General features: G+C 63.7%; 13 protein-coding genes. 8 read left to right on the top strand and 5 right to left on the bottom strand.

Annotation, left to right across the window (positions count from 1 at the left end; genetic code table 11):
* On the bottom strand, positions 1–1,177 hold a 1,177-nt coding region (gene hutH, locus VSR34_RS24025; protein WP_342963730.1), incomplete at its 3' end, for a histidine ammonia-lyase.
* 283 nt (positions 1,178–1,460) lie between these two features.
* Here hutH and VSR34_RS24020 point away from each other — a divergent pair.
* The 6 genes from VSR34_RS24020 (at position 1,461) to VSR34_RS23995 (ending at position 5,521) form a co-directional block, all read left to right on the top strand.
* Positions 1,461–2,219, top strand: coding sequence for an ABC transporter substrate-binding protein (locus VSR34_RS24020; RefSeq protein ID WP_028212208.1), 759 nt, complete (start codon positions 1,461–1,463; stop codon positions 2,217–2,219).
* 41 nt (positions 2,220–2,260) lie between these two features.
* Positions 2,261–2,950, top strand: coding sequence for an ABC transporter permease (locus VSR34_RS24015; RefSeq protein ID WP_342963729.1), 690 nt, complete (start codon positions 2,261–2,263; stop codon positions 2,948–2,950).
* Entirely contained in the window at positions 2,947–3,660 is a 714-nt protein-coding gene (locus VSR34_RS24010; protein ID WP_028212210.1) for an ABC transporter permease, read from the top strand. The genes VSR34_RS24015 and VSR34_RS24010 overlap by 4 nt, the downstream gene beginning before the upstream one ends.
* A gap of 34 nt (positions 3,661–3,694) precedes the next feature.
* A complete protein-coding gene (locus VSR34_RS24005; RefSeq protein WP_028232185.1) occupies positions 3,695–4,462 on the top strand; it encodes an ABC transporter ATP-binding protein in 768 nt (255 codons plus the stop codon).
* A 64-nt stretch (positions 4,463–4,526) separates the two neighbouring features.
* A complete protein-coding gene (locus VSR34_RS24000; protein ID WP_174480151.1) occupies positions 4,527–5,102 on the top strand; it encodes an AraC family transcriptional regulator in 576 nt (191 codons plus the stop codon).
* The gene (locus VSR34_RS23995; protein ID WP_028212213.1) at positions 5,099–5,521 is read left to right on the top strand and encodes a VOC family protein; all 423 of its coding nucleotides are present in this window, start codon (positions 5,099–5,101) and stop codon (positions 5,519–5,521) included. Before VSR34_RS24000 ends, VSR34_RS23995 begins: the two co-directional genes overlap by 4 nt.
* Before the next feature lie 42 nt (positions 5,522–5,563).
* On the opposite strand, the gene VSR34_RS23990 is transcribed toward VSR34_RS23995, so the two are convergent.
* Positions 5,564–5,914 carry a hypothetical protein gene (locus tag VSR34_RS23990; RefSeq protein ID WP_028212214.1) on the bottom strand — a complete coding sequence of 117 codons (351 nt, stop codon included), beginning with the start codon at positions 5,912–5,914 and terminating at the stop codon, positions 5,564–5,566.
* 375 nt (positions 5,915–6,289) lie between these two features.
* On the opposite strand from VSR34_RS23990, the gene bktB reads away from it, so the two are divergent.
* The gene (bktB, locus tag VSR34_RS23985; protein WP_028212215.1) at positions 6,290–7,480 is read left to right on the top strand and encodes a beta-ketothiolase BktB; all 1,191 of its coding nucleotides are present in this window, start codon (positions 6,290–6,292) and stop codon (positions 7,478–7,480) included.
* Between the two features lie 101 nt (positions 7,481–7,581).
* Here bktB and VSR34_RS23980 read toward each other — a convergent pair whose 3' ends face one another.
* Together VSR34_RS23980 and VSR34_RS23975 are read right to left on the bottom strand one after the other, a co-directional pair.
* Positions 7,582–7,773 (bottom strand): hypothetical protein, encoded by a 192-nt coding sequence (locus VSR34_RS23980; protein WP_036019141.1) that lies wholly within the window; start codon positions 7,771–7,773, stop codon positions 7,582–7,584.
* A gap of 305 nt (positions 7,774–8,078) precedes the next feature.
* Positions 8,079–8,534 (bottom strand): MarR family transcriptional regulator, encoded by a 456-nt coding sequence (locus VSR34_RS23975; protein ID WP_028212216.1) that lies wholly within the window; start codon positions 8,532–8,534, stop codon positions 8,079–8,081.
* A gap of 236 nt (positions 8,535–8,770) precedes the next feature.
* Between VSR34_RS23975 and VSR34_RS23970 the strand changes: the two genes are divergently transcribed.
* Positions 8,771–9,217 carry an SET domain-containing protein-lysine N-methyltransferase gene (locus VSR34_RS23970; protein WP_028212217.1) on the top strand — a complete coding sequence of 149 codons (447 nt, stop codon included), beginning with the start codon at positions 8,771–8,773 and terminating at the stop codon, positions 9,215–9,217.
* A gap of 36 nt (positions 9,218–9,253) precedes the next feature.
* Here the strand turns inward: VSR34_RS23970 and phaZ are convergent, their stop codons facing one another.
* Entirely contained in the window at positions 9,254–10,615 is a 1,362-nt protein-coding gene (gene phaZ / locus VSR34_RS23965) for a polyhydroxyalkanoate depolymerase (protein ID WP_028212218.1), read from the bottom strand.
* Between the last annotated feature and the right edge of the window lie 258 nt (positions 10,616–10,873).

Raw genomic sequence — 10,873 nt, 5'->3', positions numbered from 1 at the left:
CGGCCGCCGTCACGTGCGCGATCATGAAGCCCGAGTTCACGCCGCCGTCCTTCACGAGGAAAGGCGGCAGGCCCGAGAGCGTCGCGTCGATGAGCAGCGCGATGCGGCGCTCGGCGAGCGCGCCGATCTCGGCGGCGGCCAGCGCGAGGTTGTCGGCGGCGAAGGCGACCGGCTCGGCGTGGAAGTTGCCGCCCGAAAGCACTTCGTTCGTTTCCGGGAAGATCAGCGGGTTGTCCGAGACGGCGTTCGCCTCGATGAGCAGCACCTGCGCGGCGTGGCGCATCTGGTCGAGGCACGCGCCCATCACCTGCGGCTGGCAGCGCAGCGAGTACGGATCCTGGACCTTGCCGCAGTCGCGGTGCGAGAGGTTGATCGCCGAGCCTTCGAGCAGCGTGCGGTATGCAGCAGCCGCCTCGATCTGGCCGCGATGGCCGCGCAGTTCGTGGATGCGCGCGTCGAACGGCTTCACCGAGCCCGCTGCCGCGTCGACGCTCAGCGCGCCCGAGACGAGCGCCGTACGGTACAGGTCTTCGATCGCGAACAGGTTGTAGAGCGCGAGCGCCGTGGAGGCCTGCGTGCCGTTGAGCAGCGCGAGACCTTCCTTCGCCTGGAGCGCGAGCGGCTTGAGGCCGACGAGACGCAAACCCTCGACCGCGCTCATGCGCTCGCCCTTCGCGAATACATCGCCTACACCGAGCAACACGCACGACATATGCGCGAGCGGCGCGAGGTCACCCGAGGCGCCCACCGAACCCTTCACCGGAATCACAGGCAGCACGTCGGCGTTGAAGAGCGTGATGAGCGCATCCATCACTTCGCGGCGAATGCCCGAATGACCGCGGCCGAGACTCGACAGCTTCAGCGCCATCAAGAGACGCACGACCGGACGCTCCATCGGCTCGCCCACGCCCACGGCATGCGAGAGCACGAGATTGCGCTGCAGGAGTTCGAGCTGGTCGCGCGGGATATGCGTGCTGGCTAGACGACCGAACCCGGTGTTGATGCCGTACGCGGGCTCGCCCTTCGCCGTGATTTCCGCAACGGCGCGCGCGCCCGCATCGATGGCCGCGAAGCTCGCCGGATCGAGTTCGAGCTTCACGCCGCCGTTTTCGGCGGAACGCGCGATCTGGCGCAGTTGCGGGAGGGTCAGATGGCCGGGGGTCAGTTTGATGTTCATCGCAGTCTCAAAGTTGTCTGGACAAGGTGAGAGCAGATTACAGAAACGAGCTTGTCTATACAAGTTCAATTTACTTCAGGTTTACCCGTATCTCCCCTTCGCAATGCCCGGTTTACGACAGATTTCAGCTGGATCGGGTTGTTTCACCAGGTACTAACACCGATTGCCGGCCTTTGCGACGTATCGATAATTGTATAGACAACTTGTAGTACCGAGCCGCCGTACACGAACGGACACAGGCGCGTGTCCCGCATGGGCGCCCCTCATTCTTACTGGAGACTTCATGAAGAAACTTGCCTTGTGTGTCGCCCTCGCCCTTGCCGCCGGTGGCGCGTACGCGAAAGACTGGGCCACGATCCGCTTCGGCACCGACGCGAGCTATGCGCCGTTCGAATCGAAGGCGACCGATGGCAAGCTGGTCGGTTTCGACATCGACCTCGGCAACGAAATCTGCCGACGCCTGAACGCTAAATGCGTGTGGGTCGAGCAGGATTTCGACGGCATGATTCCGGGCCTCAAGGCCAAGAAGTTCGACGGCGCGCTCTCCGCGCTCACCATCACCCCGCAGCGCGAGCAGCAAATCGCCTTTTCGACCAAGCTTTTCAATACGCCTACGCGTCTCGTCGCGAAGCAGGGTTCGCCGCTGCAGCCGACCATCGCGTCGCTGCAAGGCAAGACGGTGGGCGTCGAGCAAGGCTCTATTCAGGAAACCTACGCAAAGCAGAACTGGGCACCGAAGGGGGTCAACGTCATTGCCTACCAGAACCAGGATCAGGTTTACCTGGACCTGCAGTCGGGACGCCTCGACGCCGCGCTGCAAGACGAAGTGCAGGCCAGTCTCGGCTTCCTGAAGACGCCGCGCGGCGCGGGCTTTGCGTTTGCCGGTCAGGCGATCCCCACGGGCGCCGCCGCGATCGGCCTGCGCAAGGAAGACGCCGACCTCAAGGCGAAGATCGACAAGACGATCGCCGAGATGATCGAGGACGGCACATACAAGAAAATCGAGTCGAAGTATTTCGATTTCGACGTCTACGGCGGCTAGGCACCGCTGTCTGCATCTGCATTAACGGAGGTCATCCTTTCATGGACTTTCAAGGCTTTGGCCCGCTGCTCCTCGCGGGCACGTGGGAAACCATCAAGCTCGCCGTGTTCTCGCTCGGCGCGGCATTCGTGCTGGGGCTCGCAGGCGCCGCGGCGAAGCTTTCGCCCAATCGCGCGCTCTCGCGCATCGGCACGATGTACACCACGCTCATTCGCGCGGTACCCGACCTCGTGCTCATGCTGCTGCTGTTCTACAGCATCCAGATCTGGCTCAACGACGCGACCGACATGATGGGCATGGACCAGATCGACATCGATCCGTTCGTGGCCGGCGTCATCACGCTCGGCTTCATCTACGGCGCGTACTTCACGGAGACCTTCCGCGGCGCGTTTCTCGCCGTGCCGCGCGGCCAGATCGAAGCGGGCTTCGCCTACGGCATGAGCTCCACGCGCGTGTTCAGGCGCATCCTGTTCCCACAGATGATGCGCTTCGCGCTGCCGGGCATCGGCAACAACTGGCAGGTGCTCGTGAAGGCCACGGCGCTGGTCTCGATCATCGGGCTCGCCGACGTGGTGAAGGCCGCACAGGACGCGGGCAAGGCCACCCAGTCGTTCTTCTTTTTCACACTCGTGACCGGCGCGATCTATCTCGCCATCACCACGGTTTCCAACCTGGCATTGCACCGGCTCGAAAAGCGCTACTCGACCGGTGTGCGGAGGGCAGCGCTGTGATCGAACTGCTTCGTCAATACTGGCCGAACTTTCTGTATAGCGACGGCTTCAACATTAGCGGGCTCGCCATCACGCTCTGGCTGCTGGTCGTTTCGATCGTGGCGGGTTTCGTGCTCGCCGTGCCGCTCGCGATTGCGCGCGCGTCGCGCAATCCGTGGCTTTCGCGGCCGGTCTGGGTCTACACCTATGTGTTCAGGGGCACACCGCTCTATGTGCAGCTTCTGCTCATTTACACGGGCATTTACAGCCTGCACTTCGTTCACTACAACGCAGTGCTGGGCGACTTCTTTCGCAGTGCCATGAATTGCACGCTGCTCGCGTTTGCGTTGAACGAGTGCGCTTACGCCACCGAGATCTTCGCTGGTGCGATTCGCGAAACATCCTACGGCGAAATCGAAGCGGCGCAGGCCTACGGCATGTCGAAGACCAAGGTGTATACGCGCATCATCCTGCCCTCCGCGTTGCGGCGCGCGCTGCCCTCGTACAGCAACGAGGTCATCCTCATGCTGCACGCCACGACGCTCGCGTTCACGGCAACCGTGCCCGATATCCTGAAGGTGGCGCGCGACGCGAACTCCGCCACCTATATGACGTTCCAGGCCTATGGCATTGCAGCGGCGCTCTACGCGTCCATCGTCTTCGCCCTGATCTGGGCCTTCCGGCGCGTGGAGACGCGCATGCTGGCTTATTTGAAGCCGCAAGGCCACTAAGAATTTCACGCAGTCCTGATGGAGTGAATCGAGTATGTACAAGCTGATTGTCGACGACCTGCACAAGAAGTTCGGCGAGAACGAGGTATTGAAGGGCGTATCGCTCAAGGCGAAGGCTGGCGACGTGATCAGCCTGATCGGGTCGAGCGGCTCGGGGAAAAGCACATTCCTGCGTTGCATCAACTTCCTCGAGTCGCCGTGCTCGGGACGCATTACGCTCAACGGCGAGGAAATCCGCACCCGCGCCGATCGTGCCGGCGCGCTGCGCGTGAGCGACCCGAAGCAGTTGCAGAAGATGCGCACGCGCCTTTCGATGGTTTTTCAGCATTTCAATCTTTGGGCGCACATGACCGTGCTCGAGAACATCATCGAAGCGCCCGTGAGTGTGCTGGGCCTGAGCCGCACAGAAGCCGAGGCCCGCGCGCGCAAGTACCTGGACAAGGTGGGGCTCGCGGCGGGCGTCGAGCACAAGTACCCGTCGCATCTCTCCGGCGGCCAGCAGCAGCGCGTGGCGATCGCGCGCGCGCTGGCCATGGAGCCCGAAGTGATGCTCTTCGACGAACCCACGTCCGCGCTCGACCCCGAACTCGTGGGCGAAGTGCTCAAGGTCATGCAAAAGCTGGCGGAGGAAGGCCGCACGATGATCGTCGTCACGCACGAAATGGGTTTCGCGCGCAACGTTTCCAATCATGTCGTATTCCTGCACAAGGGGAAGATCGAGGAGCAAGGCGATCCCAAGGAAGTGCTCAACGCGCCGCGCAGCGAGCGGTTGCAGCAGTTCCTCGCGGGGCGCTTGAAGTAAGGCGCCTCGCTCGCGCCAGCGCACGCTCGCGTGGCGCTGGCGCCGTTGGGCCTAAACTACCGGCATGCCGCCCACTTCAGACGCCTGCATGCCATCTTGCGCCGCCCTCAAATGCGGCACATTCGCGGTCGACAACACGCGCCGCGAACTGGCCACCGCCGATGCCTTGCAGGACCCCGCCCTCCTGCGCCGCCTGCTGCGCGCGAAGGACCGCATGGACGCCGCCTCCCATGAGGCCTGGCCCGTCAAGCGCCTCGCGGAAGTCAGCGGCGTTTCCGAAGCCCATTTCGCGCGCTCCTTCAAGCGCGCCTTCGGTCTCCCTCCGCATCGCTATCTGCTCACGAGGCGCATCGAGCAGGCGGCCACCCTGCTGCGCGACACCGCGCTCGACATCACCGAAATCGCCTTCGCCACCGGCTGGGAGAGCCTCGGCACGTTCGGCCGCACCTTCCGCGACATCACCGGCATGAGCCCCAGCGCCATGCGCATCGAGGCCAGGGCGAGCCTGCGCGAGCTCGACCGCATACCGGCCTGCGTGCTGAAGGCGGCGCAGCGCCCCGATCTCACCACAGCAGTTTTGGAGAAGCGCCGGCGCGCGGCCAAAGCTACAGTGCGGCCATCTATCAAGGAGGCGACATGAACCAGGGGATCAACGTGGTGGGCCTGTACGTCGACGATCAGGACGAAGCGCTGCGGTTTTACGTCGACAAACTCGGATTCCGGGTGCATACGGACGTGCGCAACGGCGCGTACCGCTGGCTCACGGTCCAGCATCCGGAACAGCCATCGTTTCAGCTCGGCCTGTTCGTGCCGGGGCCGCCCGTGCACGACGACGCCACCGCACGAACGCTGCGCGCCATGGTGGCCAAGGGCGCGATGCCGCCCCTCGTGCTCTGTGTGGCGGACTGCAGGGCCAGTTTCGAGCGGTTGAAAAAGCTCGGCGTGGAATTCACACAGGAACCGGTCGACCGCTACGGCAGCATCGACGCCGGTTTTCGCGATCCCGCGGGCAACGGCTGGAAGATGATCCAGGCGCCGAAGCAGGGACGAGAGAACTAATACCTACCGCGCGCCTGCCCGGGCGCGCGAGCCGCCGCGCCGTCACCCGTGCGCGCCGGCAAGCAGGCAGCCCGCCGCACGGATATCCGCGGCTCCGAAGGTGATGCACTCTGCAGCGTCTCTGAAATGGTCTCGACTTTCGGCAATTTCCTGATAGTCGATTTCACCGTCGATCATGACGTATTCGTGAATGCGCAAGCCCGCGCACAAAATCACTTCGATATTGCGGTCGGTCGCCGGAAACACGGCTTGTGACTCGCCCTGCCGGGTGATCACCAGTAGCTGGCCGCCCAACCTGTCCTTGATGAATAGCGCCTGCGTCACGCGCGAGGTTTGGACGCGAGTCAGATCGCCCGCCAGATCCGGATACGCTTCGCTAGCGTTCTTTAACATACTGCCTCCTGTACGGCGCCGACTTGTCGCCGTCGATTGCGTTGAATGACAAATCAACTATATATGCGACGCCTTCGGGTCGTCGGCGTCATCTTGTCGCCAATCATCGTTTAATTGAGTGAATTCCCGCGCAGATCATTGACAGATTAGTTTACTTATCATCTTTTGCAGAGGGAGACACAGCGCGCTAACTGCTGCATAATCTGTGTTGCATGACGCCGTGCCGCCCGGCTTTTTCTCTGATGATTTGCCCCTTCTTTCAGGCTCCTCAGGCAACAGCAAACCAACCGCGTGGCCATCGCCATCTGGTTGATATATCACCCTTACGGCACAGCGGATGACCCACTCACCCATCTTTTTACGGAGCGATTGAAATTGGAACGCGAAGTCGTCGTAGTGAGCGGTGTGCGCACCGCTATTGGCAAATTTGGCGGTAGCCTGAAGGACTTGCCCACAACCGAACTCGGCACGCTGGTGGTGCGCGAGGTGCTCGCGCGCGCCGGGGTGGCGGGCGACCAGGTCGGCCACGTGGTCTTCGGCAATGTGATCCCGACCGAACCCAGGGACCTCTATCTCTCCCGCGTAGCCGCGATCCAGGGCGGGGTGGCGCAGTCCACGCCCGCCTTCAACGTCAATCGCCTGTGCGGCTCGGGGCTCCAGGCGATCGTGTCCGCGGCCCAGACCATTTTGCTGGGCGACGCCGAAGTCGCCATCGGCGCCGGCGCCGAGAACATGAGCCGCGCCCCGTATCTCTCCATGGATGCGCGCTTTGGCTCGCGCATGGGCGACAGCCGTCTGGTCGACATGATGCTCGGCGCGCTGAACGATCCGTTCGACACCGTGCCGATGGGCGTCACCGCCGAAAACGTCGCGGAGAAATTCGGCATCACGCGCGAGCAGCAGGACGCACTCGCCGTCGAGTCGCATCGCCGGGCGGCGCGCGCGATTGCCGAGGGCCGCTTCAAGGAGCAGATCCTGCCGGTCACGCGCAAGGTAAAAGGCAAGGAAGTGGTGTTCGATACCGACGAGCATGTTCGTACGGACATCGACCTCGCCGACCTGGCCGCCATGCGCCCGGTCTTCAGGAAGGAGAACGGCACCGTCACGGCCGGCAATGCGTCGGGCATCAACGACGCCGCTGCCGCCGTGCTGATGATGGAGCGGCAAACCGCCGCGCGCCATGGCATCAAACCAATGGCGCGGCTCGTCGCGTATGCGCACGCGGGGGTCGATCCGCGCTACATGGGCATCGGCCCCGTGCCTGCCACTCGTCTCGCGCTCGAACGCGCGGGTCTGCGCATCGGCGACATCGATGTCATCGAGGCGAACGAGGCCTTCGCCGCTCAGGCCTGCGCCGTGAGTCAGGAACTGCAGCTCGATCCGGCGAAGGTGAATCCCAATGGCTCGGGCATCTCGCTCGGTCATCCGATCGGCGCGACGGGCGCGCTCATCACCGTCAAGGCGCTTTATGAACTGAAGCGCACGGGCGGCCGTTACGCGCTCGTCACGATGTGCATCGGCGGCGGGCAAGGCATTGCCGCCATCTTCGAGAACATCGAGGCCTGACGTTCTCCTGGCGTTCTACTTTTGCGCGCCGCCTTCCATCGGAAGGCGGCGCTTCTTGCGATATGGGCCACCGCGCTCGTGCTGCTAGTGCGCGTCACTTGCTAGTCGAGCGTGACAAAAGGCGCGTAGTTGTCCATCCAGTCGTACTGGCCGGTCGCGCTCGCCCACGCCCAGTTCGACGGCGACTGCAGTGCGGCACTGCGGCTTGCCACGTCCGCACCGCTGCGCGGCTCGGTCCCCGCCACGCTGCCCTCGGCGCCCGCCTCGGGGCTCTCCATGATGATGTGTTTCATTGCGATCGTGCTCCAAAGAGAATATTGATCCGCACGGCCGCTGTGACTTCACGCAGCGCGTCCGGCATCCTTTTCGATGTGAGCGAACGATACGGCAATCCGTTGAAGCGCTTTTCGCTTCAAATGCCATTGTTTTAGGCGTATGCGCCACTGCGCGTTAACACCCAATGCGCCGCGAGACGGCATTGCGCTTCACGTCGGCAATTTGATGACAATTCAATGACTGCTCGCGTGCCTGCCAGCAACGCACGCGAAGCGAAGCGGGCACGCCGGCTCCAACGGCCCGGCATGTCGCAAGGAGGAGATCAGGCCCCGGCGTCCCAGCCGTGGGAGGCGAGGATCTTGTCGAGCAGAAAGCGCAGCGCGACGCGCTCCGCCTCGTTGAGTCCCTGGTAGAGGTCGCTGTCGCGCTTCTCCAGCGTCGGGCCGACCTTCTTGAAGATCTTCTTGCCCTCGGCCGTGAGCGAAATGATGACGCTGCGCCCGTCCTTGTCGTTGCCCGCGCGCGCGAGGATCTCCTTGGTCAGCATGGCCTCGACCGTGCGGCTCGCCTGGCTCTTGTCGAGATTGGCGCGCCGGGAGATATCCATGACGGTCTGCGGGCCGAACGTGCCGATCGCCGCGATGATGCTCGCCTCGGGATACGGCACGCCGAGCTTTTCGCGCGACAACTCGCTGCTCATGCGATCGGCAATCTTGGTCAATGCCTTCAGCCGGTAGGTCAATGAGGCGTCTGCGCCTGGCTCATTCGTACTTGCCATATGTCCGCTCAAAAAATTGGATCCGGAAGCCCACTCGGTAAACCCGCGTATGTTGCCCTGATCCCGGCCGCGAGGTCAACTGTAGAGCAGTCGAGGCTGTGCTGTCGCGCACGCTTTCATGCCGTGCAAGCACGCGGTGAATGCCCAATCGCCGGCGCCATCGCACACAGGCAATTTAGTTACTTGCTTTCATCGCGGCCGCTTATACTTCACGCGTTCAACGCGCGAGCATGGCCATGAGCAAACGAATGACTGTCCGGCAGTCGCCGGTGCACGGCAAAGGTGTCTATGCATTGCGCCCCCTGCGGGCCGGCGAGCGCATCTTCGAATACAAAGGGAAAGTCATCACCTGGCGCAGTGCGGCGCGGCGTTATCGGCTGCGCGAAGACGGCGCGCATACTTTTCTCTTTGGTCTTTCCGATGGCCGGGTGATCGACGGCGGCCAGGGCGGCAACTGGGCGCGCTGGCTCAATCACGCATGCCAGGCGAACTGTGAAACCGTCGAAATCGACGGACATGTATTCATCGACGCGTGCCGCGACATCTTGCCGGGCGAGGAGCTTTTCATCGACTACGCCCTCGAATTGCCCGAGGATACGTGCGAAGACACCCTGCGCGAATACGTTTGCCGCTGCGGATCGCCAGCGTGCCGCGGAACGATGCTCGGCAGCGCTCACGTCTGAGGTCGGCTCCGAACCTGGCTGCGGGGGCCGGTCCGGTCATCGTCCTTCTTTGGATTGCACTTGCGCGGCCGTCGAAATCGCCGCTGTCGCCTGCGTGTCCGCTTCGAGCAACGCGCGCAGCGTGACTTGACCGGTGCCCCCTGAAGCCGCCGTCATGGCAAAGCGCCGCGCTCGCGGCTCATGATCGTGAATCGTGGATCGAACGAGCGGATAGATCTGCGTATCCCAGCGCCGGCCGTTGAACACACCGTAGTGCCCCACGCCCGTTTGCACGTGATGCGTCTTCATGTACGGCCGCAGGCCCGTGCACAGCGCCTGCGCGGCGACCGTCTGCCCGATCGCACAGATATCGTCCTTCTCGCCTTCGATCGTCAGCAGCGCCGTGCGCCGGATCGCATGCGGCTCGACGAGGCGATCGCCCACCTTGAGCTTGCCCAGCGGCAGCGCGTATTCCTGAAACACAGAGCGCACCGTTTCCAGGTAGAACTCGGCGGTGAGGTCGGTCGTGGCGAAATACTCGCGGTAGAAGGCGCGGATCGCATCGGCTTTGGTGGCGTCGCCCTTGGCGCGCTCCCGGCGCATCTCGGCAAACGAGGCCAGATGCCGCTCGAAATTCATCGACATGAACGCGCCTAGCTGAACGAACCCGGGATACACGCGCCGATGCGCGCCCGCAAAGCCGCCAGGCACCGTGCTGATGAGATTGCGCTCGAACCATTCGATTGGCTTGCTGTTGGCCAGCGTGTTGACCGCGGTGGGATTCACGCGGCAATCGATTGGGCCGGCCATGAGCGTCATGCTCGCGGGCTGCGCCGGATCGTTGTCGGCGGCCATCAGCGAAACGGCCGCCAGTGCGGCGACCGTGGGCTGGCAGATCGCCATCAGGTGCGAATCGGGCCCGACCGCGCGGAGGAACGCCATCACGTGCTCGACATATTCGTCGAAGCCGAAGCGCCCGGCCGCCAGCGGCACATCGCGCGGATTGTGCCAGTCGGTGATGTAGACGTCGTGATCGGCCAGCATCGTGCGCACGGTCCCGCGCAGCAAGGTGGCGAAGTGCCCCGACATCGGCGCGACGAGCAGCACGCGCGGTTGCGCGGCGGGCGCGTCCTTGCGAAAGCGCAGGAGCGTGGCGAACGGGGTGCGCCTTACGACCTCTTCGGTAACCGGCACCGGTTTGCCGTCCACTTGCACCGACTCGATGCCGAATGGCGGGCGCGAATGCGTCAAGCCGGCTATTTCGAGCATTTCCCAACTCGCGTCGAGATCGCGCGCGTCGAGTCCGCCCGCGAGAGCAGGCCATGCGGCGAGCGTGGTGCGTACGAGCGTTGCGGCGGCACGAAGCGGAAGCGCCAGGTCCGCCATCGCCTGGTAGGCCGGATAGGCAAGCAGATTCATGGGCGCGAGTCCCCGATTTCGGTGAACGCTCAATAGGCAATACATATGCCAGCGAGCGCTCCAGAGCGCATTCCATGGCACGGTGCTTGCACCGCGTGGCTCCGGCAAGAGCCACGCCGAGGCCTGTGTGCATGGCGCGCCGTCTACCCGCCTCGCGCTCGGGGCTCGCGGTGCGTGCAAGCGCGAATCACGCCGCCGCGTGCAGCAAAACAGTGCATAACGGCGTCGTTCGTGGTGCAGCACGCCCGCGCGGCGCGC

It is taken from the genome of Paraburkholderia sp. JHI2823 (assembly GCF_038900695.1).
Classification (GTDB): Bacteria; Pseudomonadota; Gammaproteobacteria; order Burkholderiales; family Burkholderiaceae; genus Paraburkholderia; species Paraburkholderia mimosarum.
This window is presented reverse-complemented; position numbering and strand designations above follow the sequence as displayed.

Bases quoted from the DNA above. Each gene is read 5' to 3' on its own strand.
- VSR34_RS23970 (WP_028212217.1), top strand. From the start codon at position 8,771: ATGAGCAAACGAATGACTGTCCGGCAGTCGCCGGTGCACGGCAAAGGT.
- VSR34_RS23980 (WP_036019141.1), bottom strand. From the start codon at position 7,773: ATGAAACACATCATCATGGAGAGCCCCGAGGCGGGCGCCGAGGGCAGC.
- VSR34_RS23990 (WP_028212214.1), bottom strand. From the start codon at position 5,914: ATGTTAAAGAACGCTAGCGAAGCGTATCCGGATCTGGCGGGCGATCTG.
- VSR34_RS24005 (WP_028232185.1), top strand. From the start codon at position 3,695: ATGTACAAGCTGATTGTCGACGACCTGCACAAGAAGTTCGGCGAGAAC.
- VSR34_RS23975 (WP_028212216.1), bottom strand. From the start codon at position 8,534: ATGGCAAGTACGAATGAGCCAGGCGCAGACGCCTCATTGACCTACCGG.
- VSR34_RS23995 (WP_028212213.1), top strand. From the start codon at position 5,099: ATGAACCAGGGGATCAACGTGGTGGGCCTGTACGTCGACGATCAGGAC.
- phaZ (WP_028212218.1), bottom strand. From the start codon at position 10,615: ATGAATCTGCTTGCCTATCCGGCCTACCAGGCGATGGCGGACCTGGCG.
- VSR34_RS24015 (WP_342963729.1), top strand. From the start codon at position 2,261: ATGGACTTTCAAGGCTTTGGCCCGCTGCTCCTCGCGGGCACGTGGGAA.
- VSR34_RS24000 (WP_174480151.1), top strand. From the start codon at position 4,527: ATGCCGCCCACTTCAGACGCCTGCATGCCATCTTGCGCCGCCCTCAAA.
- VSR34_RS24020 (WP_028212208.1), top strand. From the start codon at position 1,461: ATGAAGAAACTTGCCTTGTGTGTCGCCCTCGCCCTTGCCGCCGGTGGC.